At 54.9% G+C, this 18421-nt stretch carries 17 protein-coding genes; 12 read left to right on the top strand and 5 right to left on the bottom strand.

The window, feature by feature from the left end; all coding sequences use genetic code 11:
• The first annotated feature begins 69 nt into the window (after positions 1-69).
• The gene (locus DL239_RS00190; protein ID WP_167681038.1) at positions 70-537 is read left to right on the top strand and encodes an Lrp/AsnC family transcriptional regulator; all 468 of its coding nucleotides are present in this window, start codon (positions 70-72) and stop codon (positions 535-537) included.
• A gap of 243 nt (positions 538-780) precedes the next feature.
• Here DL239_RS00190 and DL239_RS00185 read toward each other — a convergent pair whose 3' ends face one another.
• Positions 781-1962: a cytochrome P450 gene (locus DL239_RS00185; protein ID WP_167681036.1), complete on the bottom strand. Its 1182-nt coding sequence runs from the start codon at positions 1960-1962 to the stop codon at positions 781-783.
• Positions 1963-2021: 59 nt separating this feature from the next.
• On the opposite strand from DL239_RS00185, the gene DL239_RS00180 reads away from it, so the two are divergent.
• The 6 genes from DL239_RS00180 to DL239_RS00155 all read left to right on the top strand — a co-directional run bounded on the left by DL239_RS00180 (position 2022) and on the right by DL239_RS00155 (position 9010).
• Positions 2022-3776, top strand: a complete 1755-nt coding sequence (locus DL239_RS00180) for a sensor histidine kinase (protein ID WP_167681034.1) — start codon at positions 2022-2024, stop codon at positions 3774-3776.
• The gene (locus tag DL239_RS00175; protein ID WP_167681032.1) at positions 3773-5011 is read left to right on the top strand and encodes a sigma-54-dependent transcriptional regulator; all 1239 of its coding nucleotides are present in this window, start codon (positions 3773-3775) and stop codon (positions 5009-5011) included. Before DL239_RS00180 ends, DL239_RS00175 begins: the two co-directional genes overlap by 4 nt.
• Positions 5012-5035: 24 nt before the next feature.
• A complete protein-coding gene (locus tag DL239_RS00170; protein WP_167681030.1) occupies positions 5036-5572 on the top strand; it encodes a GNAT family N-acetyltransferase in 537 nt (178 codons plus the stop codon).
• A gap of 280 nt (positions 5573-5852) precedes the next feature.
• Positions 5853-6854: a DctP family TRAP transporter solute-binding subunit gene (locus tag DL239_RS00165; RefSeq protein ID WP_167681028.1), complete on the top strand. Its 1002-nt coding sequence runs from the start codon at positions 5853-5855 to the stop codon at positions 6852-6854.
• Between the two features lie 99 nt (positions 6855-6953).
• The gene (locus tag DL239_RS00160) at positions 6954-7634 is read left to right on the top strand and encodes a TRAP transporter small permease (protein WP_167681026.1); all 681 of its coding nucleotides are present in this window, start codon (positions 6954-6956) and stop codon (positions 7632-7634) included.
• Positions 7634-9010: a TRAP transporter large permease gene (locus tag DL239_RS00155; RefSeq protein ID WP_167681024.1), complete on the top strand. Its 1377-nt coding sequence runs from the start codon at positions 7634-7636 to the stop codon at positions 9008-9010. The genes DL239_RS00160 and DL239_RS00155 overlap by 1 nt, the downstream gene beginning before the upstream one ends.
• Positions 9011-9075: 65 nt before the next feature.
• Here DL239_RS00155 and DL239_RS00150 read toward each other — a convergent pair whose 3' ends face one another.
• Positions 9076-9813 (bottom strand): outer membrane protein, encoded by a 738-nt coding sequence (locus DL239_RS00150; protein ID WP_167681022.1) that lies wholly within the window; start codon positions 9811-9813, stop codon positions 9076-9078.
• A 408-nt stretch (positions 9814-10221) separates the two neighbouring features.
• On the opposite strand from DL239_RS00150, the gene DL239_RS00145 reads away from it, so the two are divergent.
• The 3 genes from DL239_RS00145 to tpiA all read left to right on the top strand — a co-directional run bounded on the left by DL239_RS00145 (position 10222) and on the right by tpiA (position 11977).
• A complete protein-coding gene (locus tag DL239_RS00145) occupies positions 10222-10584 on the top strand; it encodes an SUF system Fe-S cluster assembly protein (RefSeq protein ID WP_167681020.1) in 363 nt (120 codons plus the stop codon).
• Between the two features lie 134 nt (positions 10585-10718).
• A complete protein-coding gene (locus tag DL239_RS00140) occupies positions 10719-11078 on the top strand; it encodes a HesB/IscA family protein (protein ID WP_167681018.1) in 360 nt (119 codons plus the stop codon).
• Positions 11079-11227: 149 nt separating this feature from the next.
• Positions 11228-11977, top strand: coding sequence for a triose-phosphate isomerase (gene tpiA, locus DL239_RS00135; RefSeq protein WP_167681016.1), 750 nt, complete (start codon positions 11228-11230; stop codon positions 11975-11977).
• 80 nt (positions 11978-12057) lie between these two features.
• On the opposite strand, the gene DL239_RS00130 is transcribed toward tpiA, so the two are convergent.
• Both DL239_RS00130 and DL239_RS00125 read right to left on the bottom strand, forming a co-directional pair.
• Positions 12058-12336 (bottom strand): NfeD family protein, encoded by a 279-nt coding sequence (locus DL239_RS00130; RefSeq protein WP_167681014.1) that lies wholly within the window; start codon positions 12334-12336, stop codon positions 12058-12060.
• Positions 12336-13226 carry an SPFH domain-containing protein gene (locus DL239_RS00125; RefSeq protein ID WP_167681012.1) on the bottom strand — a complete coding sequence of 297 codons (891 nt, stop codon included), beginning with the start codon at positions 13224-13226 and terminating at the stop codon, positions 12336-12338. Before DL239_RS00125 ends, DL239_RS00130 begins: the two co-directional genes overlap by 1 nt.
• Positions 13227-13405: 179 nt before the next feature.
• Between DL239_RS00125 and tgt the strand changes: the two genes are divergently transcribed.
• Positions 13406-14536 (top strand): tRNA guanosine(34) transglycosylase Tgt, encoded by a 1131-nt coding sequence (gene tgt, locus DL239_RS00120; RefSeq protein WP_167681010.1) that lies wholly within the window; start codon positions 13406-13408, stop codon positions 14534-14536.
• Between the two features lie 297 nt (positions 14537-14833).
• The gene (gene lon / locus DL239_RS00115) at positions 14834-17248 is read left to right on the top strand and encodes an endopeptidase La (protein WP_167681008.1); all 2415 of its coding nucleotides are present in this window, start codon (positions 14834-14836) and stop codon (positions 17246-17248) included.
• Positions 17249-17302: 54 nt separating this feature from the next.
• Here lon and DL239_RS00110 read toward each other — a convergent pair whose 3' ends face one another.
• Entirely contained in the window at positions 17303-18352 is a 1050-nt protein-coding gene (locus tag DL239_RS00110) for a Glu/Leu/Phe/Val family dehydrogenase (RefSeq protein ID WP_206188291.1), read from the bottom strand.
• Between the last annotated feature and the right edge of the window lie 69 nt (positions 18353-18421).

The following is an 18421-nucleotide window of genomic DNA, read 5'->3' as shown; positions in this document are numbered from 1 at the left end:
AATAAGAACGGGCATTCCAATCTGCGCGGCTAAGTGGTAGAAAAGTTGCCAAACACGAGGGAAGTGAAAATGTCGGTACGAATTGATGCCACGGATCGGAAAATTCTGGCAGAGCTGCAGCGCGATGCCAGTCAATCTCTGGATGAAATTGCCCGAAATGTGGGGAGTTCTAAGACGCCCGTGTGGAATCGCATTCGGAAATTGCGCGAAGCAGGGGTGATTGGACAGCAGACAGTGGTGCTGGATGCTGAAGCGCTGGGGTTTGAGGCGTGTTTCTTTGTGCTGATCCGAACATCCGCGCATGAGGCGGACTGGCAGGCGAAATTCTTGAAAGCCTTACGGGATCGCCCAGAAGTGCAGGAAGCGCATCGATTGGCGGGAGATATCGACTATATCCTGAAGGTACGGGTGCAGAACGCGCGGGCCTATGACACGTTTTATCAGGCGCTGATTTCTGAGGTGCGGGTGCATAACGTCACCGCGCTGTTGTCGATGGAAGAGATCAAGTCCACGACGATGTTGCCATTGGAAAGCTGAGGCGGAACCAAATTGAGCGCTTCCGCGCACTTTTATTCAGCAGGTGGAGAGGTGACGTGCTGTTGGTCGGCATGTCTTAGTTGGCATGCGAGGAGGTTTTGCTGAGAGGCGATTAAGGGCAGATTTGCCCTTAATCGCCATGTCGAGCTTTTGCTGAGTCGTGCCCGCGTCAAGGACGGGCCGCGCTAGGGCGCAGTGGCCTGTGGCCATCCTTGACCCAGACAGGACTCAACACGACAAGACTCAAGTTGTGACCATCAGTTTGGTTAGGCCGTGGAAATGGTAGGTGTTGCTGAACTGGGGTGGTTCGGCCAGTGCGAGGTTTGGGCAGCGGTCAAACAGGATCGGCAGCGCGAATTTCATTTCCAGACGGGCCAATGGTGCTCCGACGCAGAAATGCAGCCCGCCACCAAAGGCCGTGTTGGTCTTAATTTCGCGGGTTGGGTCAAACGTTTCGGCATCTGCAAACCCTAGTGGGTCGCGGTTGGCGGAGCCAAGCAGCAGGGCTACCTGATCGCCACGCTGGAAAGTGTGGCCAAACATCTCGATCTCTTCATAGGCGTAGCGAGTGAACATGTGCAGCGGCGGGTCGTAGCGAAGGATTTCTTCGACCGTGCGATCGATTCCTTCCGGTTTTAGCCATTCGGGGTCCAGGCCCTGTTCCAGCAGGCATTTCACTCCGTTGCCGATGCTATGAACCGTGGCTTCGTGACCAGCGTTAAGCAGTAGGATGCAGGTGGCGATCAGCTCATCTGTGCTGAGACTTTCGCCCTCTTCCTCGGCGGTGATCAGTCGGGTGATCAGGTCATCGCGGGGATCGTTGCGTCGTTGGTCGATGTAAGAGTGCAGGAAATCGATGAACTCAGCAGAGGCGGCGGCGGCGCGATGCTCGGTCTCGATTGTGCGGCTGGCCTGATACATCGCGACGATGTCGTGGGACCATTTTAGCAACTGCGGGGCCATGTCTTCGGGGACACCCAGTAGGCGGCAGATTACGATCACTGGGACTTGCGTACAGTAGGTATCTAGCAAATCGAACGGCGTGTCCGGGAATGTGTCAATCAGCTGGTGACAGAGGTTCTCGATATCGTCGCTAAGTGCAGTGATGGCGCGCGAGGTGAAGGCCCGCAACACCAGTCTGCGCAACCGGGTGTGGCGTGGCGGTTCGGCATCCAGCAGTGAATGCGCCTCGGTCATCAGGAACGGTGTGAGGTGGGCAGGGCCGTCAGTGGCCATTTCAGCTGGGATTTCGCGACCAAAGCGGCGGTCCTTTAGCAGGGCCTGGACAGCGTCGTAGCTAAAGGCGGCGGGCATGTTGTACTCGCTCCAGAACTGCAGCGGGCTGCTGGCCCGTGCCGTTGCATAGAACGGGTACGGATTTTGCACAAAATCGGGTTCGGTCGGGGATTGGGTCACACTTATCATGCGGCCACAGTTACGAACCCGACTGGTCAATGCAAGGGGGGCTTTGCTACTGTGCTGAAATGAGAAAACTATTGAGACATCGAGGTTGGATCGTGCTGGGCTTTGGTCTGGCCTTGGCGACTGTGACGACGGTGGTGTGGTCCTATGGCTATCGTCAGGCGCTGGATGCATTAGCGCGGCAGGGCGAGGCCGATCTGGAATTGGCCTCGGATCGGGTCAGTACCCAGTTGCAGGTCTACCAGGAGCTGGCGGTGTTAATGGCGCGGCATCCGGTGCTTGGGCAGCTGGAAGGCGAGGAGGATCGTCGCCTTGCTACAAAACTGCTGCGTGAGGTGGCAGATCACACTGCGGCCTTGGATGTGTTTTATGCAGACGCGACGGGCCGGGTTTTGGTTGCCGCTAGGGGGATTACTGGGCCGAATGTTTCGGAGGCCGAGTATTTCGCCCGTGCGACCTATGGGGCCTTGGGCAAGGGGCATGAGGTTTTGCAGCCTCAGAACCGTAGGGCTTTTTTCTATGCCGCTCCGGATTTTGGTGCAGATGGATTGGTGCGAGGGGCGTTGGTTGTTGTCGCAGATGTCGAGGATGTAGAGCAGACATGGCGTGGTTCGCTTCCGGCAGTGTTCTTTACTGGGCGTAGCGGAGAGGTGTTTATCTCAAACAGGTCTGAGTTGTTGTTCTGGTTGCGACGGCCAAATGAGCCGGGCTTGCGGCCCAAGAGTGGTGAAGCGGTTGAGTTTTCGGCGTACCAGGTTGGGGGGCATGAGATCTGGCAGTTGGGCTGGGGCAGATACCTGCCCAAGCAGGCCTTGCATCAAGCGGTTGAATTGCCCGTGATCGATATGGTTGGAGAGATCCTGCTTGATACCACTCCGGCGCGCCGCATTGCGACACTGCAGGCGGCGGCGCTGGCTGCAATTTTTCTGGCGTTTGGCGCACTTTTGTTTCTGGCGACAGAACGTCGGCGGACACTGGCGCTGGCCAACGCAGTGCTAGAAAGCCGGGTGGTAAAACGGACCCGGGCACTGTCGGCGACCAATGTGCAGTTGCGTCGTGAGGTTAAGGAGCGTCAAGAGGCTGAGGCAGCGCTGAAGTTGGCGCAGCAAGAACTGGTGCAGGCGGGGAAACTGTCAGCGCTGGGGCAAATGTCTGCGGGGATTAGTCACGAGCTGAACCAGCCGTTGATGGCCATTCAGCAATATGCCGACAATGGCAGTGCTTTTCTGAGCAAGGATAAAGCCGAGCGGGCTGGAGAGAACCTTGGCCGAATTTCTAATATGGCAACCCGCATGGCGCGGATTATCAAGAATCTGCGTGCCTTTGCTCGCAATGAGAGTGAACCGATTAGCCGGGTAGATTTGGTACAGGTGATCAATACAGCGACGGAATTGACTGAGGCACGGTTGAAGGCGGATCAGGTCACTTTGGAGTGGGACCCCGTTGAGCATAAGGATCCGGTTTATGCTTGGGGTGGAGAGGTGCGGTTAGCGCAGGTTTTTGTCAACCTGATCAATAATGCAGCCGATGCCATGCTGGACCAGGAGGATCGCCATGTTCGAGTGGAAATTAACGATGGCGAGCAGTTGACGGTGACGGTGAGTGACATTGGGCCGGGCATAAAAGAGCCTGAAAAAGTGTTTGAGCCATTTTATTCAACCAAGGCGGTGGGGAGTTCCGAAGGAATGGGGCTGGGGCTGTCAATCTCATACGGATTGGTGCAGAGCTTTGGTGGTAATATTCGTGGAACCAATGCGGAACGCGGAGCTATGTTTACAGTAGAACTGGAATACTGGACTGAGGAAGACGCTGCATGACCAGCAAAGTGTTACTTGTTGATGATGACGCCGCAGTGCGGGATGCGCTGGCGCAGACACTGGAGTTGAACGATCTGGACGCGGTCACGGCTGCGTCTTTTGTGGTGGCCAAGGATCACATCACTCCGCAGTTTGACGGGGTCATCGTGTCGGACATTCGGATGCCGGGGCGGGATGGCTTTCATTTGCTGGATTATGCACACGGGGTGGACGAAGAGCTGCCTGTGATCTTGCTGACTGGTGAGGGGGATATACCCATGGCTGTGAAGGCGATGGGGCACGGGGCGTTTGATTTCCTCGAAAAACCCTGTGCCGCGGCGGACCTGTTGGCGGTTTTGGAACGGGCTTTGAAAACGCGTGCTTTGGTGTTGGAGAACCGGCGGCTAAAGGTTCAGTTGGAGCGTGGCGATCCGGCGGCGCGGATGTTGTTTGGCACCTCACCACAGGCAGATGGGTTGCGCAAGAAGGTGCGGAGCGTGGCGCCGACCGGAGCTGAGGTCTTGGTCAGCGGCCCACCTGGAAGCGGCATTTCGAAAGTCGCTGAGGTGGTGCATCTCATGTCTAATTTGGCACAGGGACCGTTTGTCAAACGCCCCGGCGCTGGGCTGAGCGCTGCCGACTTTGATGAGCTGTGCACTGCGGGGGCAGGTGGGTCGATCTTTATTGATGAGGTTTCCGCCTTGCCCGATGCAACACAATATGCAGTGCTGGATCGTCTTGAACAGGGCGCGGGCACCCGTGTTATCGCCGGATCCACGGTCAATTTGGCGGATTTGGTTGAGGCGGGAACATTCAACGCCGGGCTGTTTTACAGGCTGGATGTCATGCGTGTGCGGGTTCCCTCGTTAAATGATCGGCCGGAGGATATCCCTGTGTTGTACCGCCACTATGTGGCACAGGCTGCGGAGCAGGCCGGGATTGCAGTACCGGAAATCAGCCCAGATCATTTGGCTGCTCTGATGGCGCAGGACTGGCCGGGCAATGCGCGCTCACTGATGTCGGCGGCGATGCGGTTTGTGCTGGGTATGCCGGAAGAAACCACCGAGACGGCGGGGTTGGGGCTGGTCGAGCAGCTGGCGCAGGTGGAGCGTTCGTTATTGATCGCGGCATTGGGGCGACAGAACGGGCGGGCAGCGGCGGCGGCGCAGGCGCTGAAATTGCCGCGCAAAACCTTCTATGATAAAATGGCACGTTATGGGATCCGGCCGGAGGATTATCGGAGGTCGGGTACGTAACAAGTGATTTTCAAGGATAGTATCATGAGTTTTGATATTCAGATTTCTGACGCCTTGCCACGTGATTTCGATAATGTTGAACCGCTTTATCAGGAAGCATTTCCAGATGAGGATTTGGTGCCGTTGGTTAAGGAATTGCTGGCAAGCAGGGAAGATGTTTTGTCATTGTCTGCTCTTGCCGATGGGAAATTGGTCGGGCATGCAATTTTTACCATGTGTAGTATTGATGGGGAAAAAGGCGGTTCGGGGAGTAACGTTGCGCTGTTGGGCCCAATTGCTGTCATGGGGGAGCTGCAAAAACTGGGGATTGGTAGCACTCTGATCCGGGAGGGGTTTCGGCGGTTGACAGCAGAGGGAATTGGCCAGGTCTTTGTGCTGGGTGATCCAAACTATTACAGCCGCTTCGAGTTCAGTCAGGACGATCTGGTTGCGCCACCATACCCGCTGCCTGAGAAATGGGGGCCGGCTTGGCGGTCTATTCGTCTGCAGCCGCAAGATCAGGTTGTATCCGGAACACTGTCTGTGCCGGGGCCTTGGCAGGATGCATCGCTCTGGGTCTGAGAAAGCGCGGTTGTGTGAATCAGGATTGTAAGTGTAATTCAAGGTTTGTGCGGAATTTCGCACAAACTGAACTTTCCGCTGTGTGGGAAACCGCACATCTTAGCCGTCAGAGAAAATTGGCAGGTCGATCTGACCGCCATAGTGTTTTGTAATCGTTCGAAATTATCATGTTTTTTGCAAATTTAAAAACAACGGTTGAGCGACTTTTCGCTTGGCGCGATGCTATCGCTCGGAGCTCTCTGTTGGGGAGAGACGGAGATTGACTACCTGGGAGGGTATAATGAAATTTTTGACAACAGCCGCAACGGCAATGGCCTTGACCGTAACCGCCGGCGCTGCAATCGCGGCCTGTGACACTGGCGAGATCGTGGTGAAATTTGCCCACGTGACCAACACTGACAAGCACCCAAAGGGCATCGCAGCCTCACTGCTGGAAGCACGTGTCAACGAAGAGATGAACGGCACCATGTGCATGGAGGTCTTCCCGAACTCCACGCTGTATAACGACAACAAGGTTCTGGAAGCCATGTTGCAGGGCGATGTTCAACTGGCGGCGCCTTCGCTGTCTAAGTTTGAAAAGTTCACCAAGCAGTTCCGCCTGTTCGATCTTCCGTTCATGTTCAAGAACATCGAAGCAGTTGACGCGTTCCAAGCCTCTGAAGATGGTCAGGCCCTGCTGGACAGCATGCAGCGCCGCGGTCTGCAAGGTCTGGCGTTTTGGCACAATGGCATGAAGCAGATGTCTGCGAACAAGCCACTGGTTGCACCTACCGACGCAAACGGTCTGAAATTCCGCGTTCAGTCCAGCGACGTTCTGGTTGCGCAAATGGAAGCTATCGGTGGTTCGCCACAGAAAATGGCGTTCTCGGAAGTTTACGGCGCGCTGCAGCAGGGTGTTGTGGACGGTCAGGAGAACACCTGGTCGAACATCTACGGCAAGAAGTTCTTTGAAGTTCAGGACGGCGTGACAGAAACCAACCACGGTATCATCGACTATCTGGTTGTGACCAATGTTGACTGGCTGGAAAGCCTGGACGCGCCTGTGCGCGAGCAGTTCCTGACAATTCTGGGTGAAGTCACAGAGACACGCAACAGTGAAGCCTTTGCGGTGAACGAAGCTGCAAAAGCATCCATCGTTGAAGCAGGTGGCACAATCCGTCAGTTGGACGCGACGCAGCGTCAGCAGTGGGTCGACACTATGATGCCAGTTTGGTCTCAGTTTGCTGGCGACGTAGGCCAGGACAAGATCGACGCCGCTCAGGCAATCAACGCAGGTCTGTAAGTCAGATCACCGTGGGGTGCGTGGTAACACGCGCCCCACATTTCCAGCGCCCAAGTGTGGTGCTGCACCGAACGACTTCCAAAAAATGGGGATAGCGATATGTCGGGGGCAAGGACCGGTCCGTCCGGGTTTATCAATTCAATAGAGGAAAACGTGATCGCCGGGCTTTTGGGTCTGATGACGATTATCACATTTGCCAATGTGGTGGCGCGTTTTGTCTTTAACTCAAACATTCTGTGGGCGTTGGAGCTGACTGTGTTCCTGTTTGCCTGGCTGGTACTGCTGGGCGCGTCCTATGCGGTGAAAACCCACGCACATCTGGGCGTAGACGCTATTCTGAACATGTTGGCCCCGGCACCACGACGGATGCTGGCGCTGATCTCGGTGGGCTGTTGTCTGGCGTTTTCCTTGCTGCTGCTGAAAGGCGCCTATGACTATTGGGCGGTGTTTGCCGATCTGCCGCCGACCTCGGGGCGTTGGTTCCCTACAGGGTTCGACATGAAGGCGCGCAGTCAGAGTTTTTACGAGGTGCAAGACGTGCCGATGGTAGCCTGGTTGAGTTGGCTGGAGGGGCTGATCAACTACGGCGAAGCCTATGAAAAGCTGCCCAAGGTGGTGCCCTATATTGTGTTGCCGCTGTCGATGTTGTTGCTGGTGCTGCGGTTTGGTCAGGCTGCATTGCAGATCTGGCGTGGAGAGTTGGACCGGCTGGTGGCCAGTCATGAAGTAGAAGACGAGCTGGAAGCCATGCGTGCTCAGCAGAACGAGGAGCGCGACTGATGGACGTTGTCCTATTATTTTCCCTAGTGATTGGCATGATGCTGATCGGGGTGCCGATCGCGGTGTCCCTAGGCCTGAGTTCCACTCTGTTCCTGCTGGTCTATTCCGACAGCTCGCTGGCTTCGGTTGCTGGCACATTGTTCGAGGCCTTTGAGGGGCATTTCACCCTGCTGGCGATCCCGTTCTTTATTCTGGCCTCGTCGTTCATGACCACAGGCGGTGTTGCGCGGCGGATCATCCGCTTCTCGATCGCCTGTGTGGGGCATTTGCCGGGTGGCCTGGCTATTGCGGGCGTGTTTGCCTGTATGTTGTTTGCGGCCCTTTCGGGGTCGTCGCCAGCAACCGTGGTTGCCATCGGGTCGATTGTGATCGCTGGTATGCGCCAGGTTGGTTACACCAAGGAATTCGCGGCGGGTGTGATCTGTAATGCCGGTACGCTGGGCATTCTGATCCCTCCGTCGATTGTTATGGTGGTATACGCTGCTGCGGTTGAAGTTTCGGTTGGCCGGATGTTCCTGGCCGGGGTCATTCCGGGCCTATTGGCTGGCATCATGCTGATGGTGACGATCTATATCATGGCCAAGGTCAAGAACCTGCCTAAAGGCGAATGGCAGGGGTGGGGAGAAATCTTTGCCTCGGCTCGTGAGGCCGGTTGGGGCTTGTTCCTGATCGTGATCATCCTGGGCGGTATCTATGGAGGTATCTTTACCCCGACCGAGGCTGCGGCGGTGGCGGCTGTCTATGCCTTCTTCATTGCCAGCTTTGTCTACAAGGACATGGGGCCGCTTTCGAATGGGGAAGGCGAGGCCAAGAATAGCCTGCTGAAAAAGCCGCTGGCGTTGGTCACCGCATTCTTCCACAAGGATACCAAGCATACGCTGTTTGAGGCGGGTAAGCTGACAGTCACGCTGCTGTTCGTTATCGCCAACGCATTGATCCTAAAGCACGTTCTGACAGATGAACAAGTGCCACAGACCATTGCAAATGCGATGCTGTCGGCAGGGTTTGGGCCGGTGATGTTCCTAATCGTGGTCAACGTGATCCTGTTGATCGGTGGTCAATTCATGGAGCCGTCGGGACTGCTAGTTATCGTGGCGCCACTGGTGTTCCCGATTGCAATCGAGCTGGGCATTGATCCGATCCACCTTGGCATCATCATGGTGGTGAACATGGAGATCGGTATGATTACTCCGCCGGTTGGTCTGAACTTGTTCGTGACCTCAGGTGTGGCGGGTATGCCGATGATGTCCGTGGTGCGAGCTGCTCTGCCGTTCCTGGCTGTGCTCTTCGTGTTCCTGATCATGATCACCTATATCCCGTGGCTATCGACCGTATTGCCAAATGCGGTGATGGGGCCTGAGATCATAACCAAGTAGGTGTTTTGTGACTGTGAAATGAAGGGGCGCTCCAGTAACTGGGGCGCCTATTTGTATGGTTAGACTTAGAAGCGGAACCCAACACCTGCCAGAATGCCTTGGGTTACCGTGTCATATTCAAAGTATGAAGAGGTGCCTTGGGTACCCTTTTCATAATCTACCCCAAGAGCGCGGTACATTATGAAAACTGAGGTGTTCTCCCAGCGATCATAGGCAAACCCGCCCATAGCATTCCATGTGAACTCAGATTCTCCGCTTCCCACATCCCCTTGCATCATCAGTCGCCATTCTGGTGAAAGTCGACGTTGCCAGCGCAGGCCGATAATTGGGTCAGTCCAGTTTGCCTTGTGATTTACTTGGCCGGTGGCGGGGCCTGTCAGAATATTGGCCTTGGCATCGATATCCCAATGGCGCAGACCGGCATAAAGGTCTACCTGATCGCCATTTCTGTCCATTTGGTAAGTCGCGACGGCTTCGAATACAGATTGGTTGTAATCAGCCCGGATGTCACCGATTGGACTGGATGCGCCGTTGCCAAGATCCATAAACGAGTAGTCCAGTGCGAACCCAAAGCCTGTTTCATGTCGCCCCTCAATGCGGAGCATGCCGCCGGACTCGAGGTTTTTCCAGACATCCCCAGGATCAATTGAAACATCACCGCCAATCCTGCCTAGGGTAGTGGTTCCGCCAATGGATGGGGCTAATACATATGGAGCAACTACAAAGTCCCACTTGTCCTGTGCCGCCATCGGTTGCGGTTGAAGCAAAAAACCGACGGTCAGAGCCAGAACAGTGCGTGGCAAAGGCTTTGCATGTGTCCGAATAATCTTAACCTCCAAATTGGAACGTCAGGTGATGTGGTCTGGGTGTTGGGCTATTTCCGTATCGGTTGACCTTTGACTTGATACTTGGCTTGGGCTCTCTCAATTTTGACGGTTAAGGAGCTATCTATATATGTAGTTCTGCGGAGTGAACTGGGCCAGAAATACTCCCAACTAATTTTAGCCAAGTGACAATTGCAGCCGTAGCCAAGGGAAAATCGGTGGCAAACTAGGCAACTATGAGCGTGCTTGGCTGCTAGCTACTTTCCTGCCAGCTGAGGCATTTTAATCGTAAGCGGGTAAAGCCAATCTTTGGCAACGCCACCTCTGGACGGCCCATTTTAAAATCCCTATATAATCAGTCAAGTTAACACGTGAGGCCCAGCCCTGATGACAAATTCGACACAACCCCTTGAAGGCGCTCCATTGATTGCGCCTTCCTCTGTTGGCCATCCTTTGTACGAGTCGGTGGTCGAAGCCATCCGCACGGTTTATGATCCGGAAATTCCGGTCAATATTTACGAACTTGGGCTAATCTACACCATCGACATTAATGATGAGAGTGACGTCAAGGTAACCATGACGCTGACTGCGCCGGGTTGTCCGGTGGCTGGCGAAATGCCAGGTTGGATTATGGACGCCATCGAACCCATTGGTGGAGTGAAATCCGTTGATGTCGAACTGACGTTTGAGCCGCCCTGGGGCATGGAAATGATGTCGGACGAAGCGCGGCTGGAACTGGGCTTCATGTAAACATGTTGGGCTGTAAGGCTAAGTCTTGCGGCTAAATTTGTACCTGAAGTTCATCTTTTCCCTCTAAGCATTTTGCTGGGCGGGGTTGAGCCGTGCGGCAAGCGTCCTTAGATTAAGGGCACAAGGAGACATCAATGTTTGGCATTCCCGGTAAGCAAGCCGTCACCATCACGCCCAAGGCGGCGGCTCAGATATCCAAGTTGATGCAGCAAGCTGGTCATGCAGGTCTGCGGATCGGCGTGAAGAAGGGTGGCTGTGCCGGCATGGAATACACCATGGAATATGTCGGCGAACCTGATCCAAATGATGAGGTGGTTGAACAAGACGGCGCCCGTGTGATGATCGCACCGATGGCGCAGATGTTTCTGTTCGGGACCGAAATTGACTACGAGGTTTCGCTGCTAGAGGCCGGGTTCAAGTTCAACAACCCTAATGTTTCTGATGCATGTGGCTGTGGCGAGTCGATCAGTTTCAAAGAAATGCCAAGCATCTGAGGGAACAGAGCTCGACAGAGAGTGATTGGCGGGCTTTGCCCGCCTTTTTTGTTTTTGCACCACTTGTAATTGCGTCCTAGCGTTTGGGGCAATTGTCTCGGTGCGTTGGCAGTGTTACCACAGCTTGAAAATCAATCAGGAGGCAGCAGATGCGGCGGAAGTTGGCAGCGGGTAATTGGAAAATGAACGGCACCAGTGCGGCATTGGCCGAACTGAAAGCTCTGGCCCAGGCCAATGCGACGGCTACGGTAGATATCCTGATCTGCCCACCGGCAACATTGCTACACCGCGCGGCAGAGGTGGCTGGTGACAGCGCCGTGTCTGTCGGTGGCCAGGATTGTCACGCAGCCACTTCGGGGGCTCATACTGGTGATTTGAGTGTGGACATGCTGAAGGACGCTGGTGCGAAATCGGTCATTCTTGGCCATTCGGAGCGTCGGACTGATCATGGCGAAGGTGATGCTATGGTTCGGACCAAGGCAGAAGTAGCAATTGCAGCAGGTTTGACTGCGGTCGTCTGTCTGGGAGAGAGCCTGGAGCAACGGGAAGCAGGTGAGACGCTGGACGTGATCGGTGCCCAGTTGCAGGGCTCGGTTCCTGATGGCTGTACCGGAGAGACGCTGGTTGTTGCTTATGAACCCATCTGGGCTATTGGCACAGGCAAGGTTCCAACATTGGGACAAATTGGTGAGGTCCATACCTTCTTGCGGGGGCGACTAGTAGAACGGTTCGGAGAAGAAACCGGCAGTGCAGTACGCTTGCTGTATGGCGGTTCGGTTAAGGCCGCCAATGCGAATGATATCTTTGCTGTCGAAGATGTTGATGGGGCACTTGTTGGCGGGGCCAGCCTCAAGGCGGCGGATTTCGCGCCTATTATCGCTGCATTGTCAGACAGCTAATCAGTCAAAAGGGGCTGCGCCTTGCGGCGCATGCCTTCAGCGGGAGTGTATTTCCTCAAAGAAGAAATACACTCTCGTCGCTAGTCATTAATATCGTGATCAAAGGTTTTTACCTGACCCTGCGGGCGGGCAAACACCCGGCGCATGATTAACCAGGCCACCAGCGATAGAGCAGCAAAGATCAGTAGCAGCATCGGCAATCCAAACGATATGCCGGTGTTAAGCAAGATCAGAGCAACCGCCGCCGCGCCGATGGCAAAGCCCAGGAAAACGAAGCCTGGTGCCAGAACCTCTATGATGGCGAGCACCAGCGATGCTGCTGCCCAGACCCACCACGTTGACCAGATCGGGTCGACCATTACTTGCCTCCTGTTAGCATCTTAAAGGCATTGCCAAAGGCCTGTACAGCATCAGCTGGAACAATGATTGTTTGCTTTCCCACGCCATTGCCAAGGATTGAAAGCGCCTCAACCTGTTTCAGAGCCACCTGATATTGTGCGGCTTCAATGCCGTTGTCCTTAATCGCCTTCGCAACAACTTCTGTGGCGTAGGCCTCGGCATCGGCCTGAATACGGCGGGCCTTGGCAATCTGCTCTGCGGCGTAAAGCTCGGCGTCCGCGGAAAGCTCAACAGAGCGACGAGCGCCTTCGGCTTCGGTTACTTGGGCGCGGCGGGCACGTTCTGCGTTCAACTGCTGCAGCATGGCGTCGCGTGTGGCTTGGTCAAGGTTTACATCAAGAATCTCGGTTCGGGTCACTTCGATGCCCCAGTCATCTACGGCATCCTCAACCGAGGTCTTGATGGTGCGGATGAGTTGGTCGCGATTTGATTGCACCTCGTCCAAGTCCATTTTGCCGATCTCGGCACGTACGATGCCTGCGACGGTTGTTGCAATGGCTGCGTCAACATCACGGATCCGGTAAACGGTCTTTTCTGGTTCAGTGATGCGATAGAATACCGAAGTTTCGACCTGCACCAAAACGTTGTCCTTGGTGATTGCATCCTGGCTGGCCGAAGGTAGCTGGCGTTCAAGGATTGAGATCTTGTGTGCTACTGCATCGAGAAAAGGGACAACAAAATTGATGCCTGGGCCAAGCACTGAGTGCAGTCGACCAAAGCGTTCAACGACATATTTCTCGGATTGGGGTACGATACGGATGCCTTTCAGGATCACAATGATCAAGAAAACCGCACCCAGCAGATAAATAACGTTCTGGGATATTAAACCAATAAGTTGTTCTTCGTTCATTTTGGTGCCTCAAAATTTGTGTACTATGGTATACATGTGGGGGCGTACCCCTTGATTTCAACCTATGTATGGGCCTTGGGAGCGGCTGTGGCAAGCAGGCACAAGGCTTGTCAATTCTATCTGAATAGGGCAAACGCGCCAAGCTGTGCCCACCCGTGCCCAAGGATGAGGAAATACCGATGTCGCCGAAAGTCACTTTTGATCTGCATGCCACCGATGGAAAAGCTCGCACCGGGGTGATTTCGACACCGCGCGGTGATATCCGCACTCCTGCGTTTATGCCAGTTGGGACAGCGGCAACAGTCAAGGCAATGATGCCAGAGAGCGTGCGCTCGACGGGTGCCGATATTCTGTTGGGCAATACGTATCATCTGATGTTGCGGCCGACGGCGGAGCGGATTGATCGCCTGGGTGGACTGCACAAGTTCATGAACTGGGAGCGTCCTATCCTGACGGACTCGGGTGGGTTTCAGGTGATGTCGCTGGCGGCTCTGCGGAAACTGACCGAGAAGGGCGTGACTTTCAAAAGTCATGTGGACGGTTCCAAGCACGAGATCACGCCTGAACGCTCGATGGAGATCCAGAAGCTATTGGGTAGCGATATCGTTATGTGTTTTGACGAGTGCCCGGCCTTGCCCGCGACTGACGAGAAAGTTGCTGAAAGTATGCGTATGTCGATGCGATGGGCCGCGCGGTCTCGCGATGCATTTGGGGACCGGCCTGGCCATGCGCTGTTTGGCATTCAGCAGGGCGGTGTGACGCAAGAGCTGAGGGCGGAGAGCGCTGAAAAGTTGCGGGAGATTGAGTTTGACGGCTATGCGGTTGGTGGTTTGGCCGTGGGAGAGGGGCAAGACGCAATGTTTGGAGTGCTGGACTATGCACCGGACATGCTGCCTGTAAACAAGCCTCGTTACCTGATGGGGGTTGGCAAGCCTGACGATATCGTTGGGGCGGTGGCTCGTGGCATCGACATGATGGATTGCGTGTTGCCATCTCGATCAGGACGTACCGGGCAGGCCTATACCCGCCACGGTGTAGTCAACATCAAGAATGCACGCCACATTGACGACCCGCGACCCTTGGATGAGAACTGTTCCTGTCCAGCTTGTCGCAACTATTCACGGGCCTATTTAAGCCATGTGTTCCGTAGCAATGAGATGATCAGCGGCATGCTGTTGACTTGGCATAACCTGCAATACTTTCAGGATATCATGGCGGGTATGAGGGAGGCTATTGCGGCGGGGACATTTACCTCCTGGCAGGCGGACTTCCACGCTGGACGTGAACAGGGTGATGTTGAGCCGCTTTGAGCCGCAATGGGCCTGAGTTGGTGTGAATGCGGGAGCCTCCGGCGGGAGTTTTTCTTGCAAAAAGAAACTCAGCCCCACGACTAGGGGCTGGCAAGAGTTATATTAGGGTTTTGATCACCCTGGCCCCATTTGATACCTTGTGATCATACGCGGCTGAGGGCAAACTGCGTTCCAAGCTGACGGCTAGATGGTTGTAATCCAACGGCTGCCGCACCAGATTAACAGATCCAATGAGGAGACGAACCAAGGTTGCCGTATTTCGGGACCGGATCGTCTTGCCAAAAGTAAGGACCGACTATGCAAGAGCCTCTTAATTCTTCCTATCCCGTACTGCCGTTGCGGGATATCGTGGTCTTCCCCCACATGATCGTACCGTTGTTTGTGGGCCGGGAAAAATCGGTGCGCGCCTTGGAAGAGGTGATGGCCGACGATAAGCAGATTTTGCTGAGTAGCCAGATCGATCCAGCCGAGGATGATCCTGAATCCGAAGGGATCTATTCCGTTGGTGTTCTGGCCAATGTTCTGCAATTGCTGAAGCTGCCAGATGGCACGGTGAAAGTGCTGGTTGAAGGGCACGCCCGGGTCACCATTACCGAATATCTGGAAAACGATAATTTCTTTGAAGCGCGTGCTGAATATCTGACCGAAATTCCGGGTGACGTCACTACAACCGAGGCGCTGTTGCGCACTGTTGGAGACGAGTTTGAGCGCTATGCCAAGGTGCGCAAGAATATCCCCGAAGAGGCCCTGTCGGCCGTCGGTGAATCTGCCGAACCTGCAAAACTGGCTGATCTGGTTGCCGGTCATCTGGGCATCGAGGTTGAGCAAAAGCAGGACCTTCTGGAAACGCTGTCCGTGTCCGAGCGGCTTGAGAAAGTCTATGGCCTGATGCAGGGCGAAATGTCTGTGTTGCAGGTCGAAAAGAAGATCAAAACCCGCGTTAAAACTCAAATGGAGAAGACCCAGCGCGAATACTATCTGAATGAGCAGATGAAGGCTATTCAGAAGGAGCTGGGTGACGGTGAAGAGGGCGAAGGTGAACTGGCTGAATTGGAAGCCAAGATTGCCGAAACTAAACTGAGCAAAGAAGCCCGTGAAAAGGTCGACGGCGAGCTGAAGAAGCTCAAGAATATGTCGCCGATGTCGGCCGAGGCCACAGTTGTGCGCAACTATCTTGACTGGATGCTGTCGATCCCATGGGGCACCAAGTCCCGTGTGAAAAAGGATCTGGGCAAAGCGCAGGATATTCTGGATGCAGATCACTATGGTTTGGAGAAGGTCAAAGAGCGCATTGTTGAATACCTTGCGGTGCAACAGCGTTCGGCTAAGCTGAAGGGCCCCATTCTGTGCCTCGTTGGCCCCCCGGGTGTTGGTAAGACATCGTTGGGCAAGTCTGTGGCACGTGCCACTGGGCGTGAGTTCATCCGTATTTCACTAGGTGGAGTGCGTGACGAGAGTGAGATCCGCGGCCACCGCCGGACTTATATCGGTTCGATGCCTGGCAAGATCATTCAGGCGCTGAAAAAGGCAAAAACTACCAACCCGCTGATCCTGCTCGATGAGATCGACAAGATGGGGCAGGACTTCCGTGGTGATCCGGCTTCTGCGATGCTCGAAGTGCTTGATCCGGAACAGAACTCGACTTTTGTCGACCACTATATGGAGGTCGAGTACGACCTCTCGAACGTGATGTTCCTGACCACATCGAACAGCTACAACATGCCTGGGCCGCTGCTGGACCGGATGGAGATCATCCCTCTGTCTGGCTATACCGAGGATGAAAAACGCGAGATCGCCAAGCAGCACCTGATTTCCAAGCAGGTCAAAAACCACGGTCTGAAGGCCAAGGAATTTGAACTGACAGACGAGGCGCTGACTGAGATTATCCGCACCTACACCCGCGAGGCCGGTGTGCGGAACCTTGAGCGTGAAATTGCCAAGGTGGCGCGTAAATCGCTGACCAAGATCATCAAGAAAGAAGCTGACAGAGTTTCTGTCACTGCCGACAATCTCGATGACTTCCTTGGTGTTGAAAAGTTCCGCTATGGTCTGGCTGAGAAAGAAGATCAGATCGGTGTTGTGACTGGTTTGGCCTACACGTCAGTTGGTGGTGAACTTTTGTCCATCGAGGCGCTACGTCTGCCTGGCCGGGGAAGGATGAAGACAACCGGTAAGCTGGGTGATGTGATGAAAGAGTCGATTGAGGCGGCTTCGTCTTATGTGCGCTCTATCTCGCCTCAGCTTGGTGTCAAACCGCCGCGGTTTGATCGTTGGGATATCCATGTTCACGTGCCAGAAGCCGCGACACCAAAGGATGGACCCAGTGCCGGTCTGGCTATGGTAACCTCCATCGTGTCTGTGCTGACGCAAATCCCGGTTCGCAAGGATATTGCGATGACGGGTGAGGTAACCTTGCGCGGGAATGCACTGGCAATCGGTGGACTAAAGGAGAAGCTGCTGGCAGCGCTGCGTGGTGGGGTCAAAACTGTGCTGATCCCGAAAGAGAATGAAAAGGATCTGCCGGAGATTCCTGATAATGTGAAAGAAGGACTGGAAATTATCCCGGTTTCACATGTCTCCGAAGTGCTGAAACATGCCCTGACCAAACTGCCAGAACCTATCGAATGGGATGAAGAAGCTGAGGAAGAAGCAGCGGCTGCCAGAGCTGCGCTGAGACATCCCGAAGGTGGGGCAGGGGCGGTTGCCCATTAATCCTGACCTAATGATGTGAAATAGGCGGCCTAGTTGGGCCGCCTATTTTTTGATTTAGGCAGCGCAGCTTGCCATTTTGGATTGCACCGTTGCCACGGCTACGGCATCGGGGCAGGTGTCCTCAGCTTGAGCTTGGGTGAGGATCGCCTGCATGGTCTGATCCAGAGCGACCAGTTTTTCTGAAACAAACGCGGGCCGGTCAGACACTTTCAGGATCTCTGTCGCGACGTTGATGATACCACCGCCGTTGGCGACAAAGTCAGGTGCGTATAGAATGCCGCGGGCGTGCAACGCGAGACCGTCCTGAGGAGAGGCAAGTTGATTGTTGGCCCCACCAGCAACAATGGCAACTTTGAGTTGGGGTATCGTTTCGGCATTCAGGATTCCGCCAATTGCGCATGGGGCAAAGATGTCAGCTTGTACTGAATATATCTGATTAGGTTCAACAGCTTCAGCGCCGAATACGGCCTTTGCTTTGGAAATTCGCGCGGCGTCAGTGTCGGTGACGACTAGGCTTGCTCCTGCCGTAGTGAGTAGGTCGCACAAATGCCATCCTACATTACCCAGTCCTTGGACCGCCACGGTTACGCCGTCCAGCTCTGCGCTGCCAGTGTGGTGTTTTTGCGCCGTGCGTATTGCGTTGAATATACCGCGTGCCGTGATGGGGGACGGGTCGCCGCTGGCAAATTCACCATCGGACAGCCCTGCAACATAGGGCGTTGCTTCGGCCAGATGCGCCATATCAGCGGGGGTCATGCCCATGTCCTCGGCGGTGTAGTAACGGCCCTGCAAAGTGTCGATGGCCCGACCAAAAGCGTGCAGTAATTCAGGTGTCTTGTCTTGCACTGGATCGCCGATAATGACGGCTTTGCCTCCGCCCAGAGGCAGGTCGGCTGCAGCGTTTTTGTACGTCATGCCCTGGCTTAACCGCTTAACGTCAGTCAGGGCCTCTTGCTGGGTGTCATAGGGGCGCATTCGTAGGCCACCTGCAGCTGGCCCTAGCCGGGTGGAGTGCACCGCAATATATCCAAGCAATCCGGTCGCGGAGTCCTCGACGTGATAAATTTCTTCGTGGCTGCTGGTGGGCACCGGTGTGATGATCATTCTAATTTCTCCTCCATTGCCACTTGATAAACTAGGGTGCGCGCTGGTATTCGCCAAAATCAGCCGGGC

It is taken from the genome of Parasedimentitalea denitrificans (assembly GCF_011813015.1).
Classification (GTDB): Bacteria; Pseudomonadota; Alphaproteobacteria; order Rhodobacterales; family Rhodobacteraceae; genus Parasedimentitalea; species Parasedimentitalea denitrificans.
The sequence above is the reverse complement of the archived record's forward strand: the minus strand, read 5'-3'. Positions and strand labels throughout refer to the sequence as shown.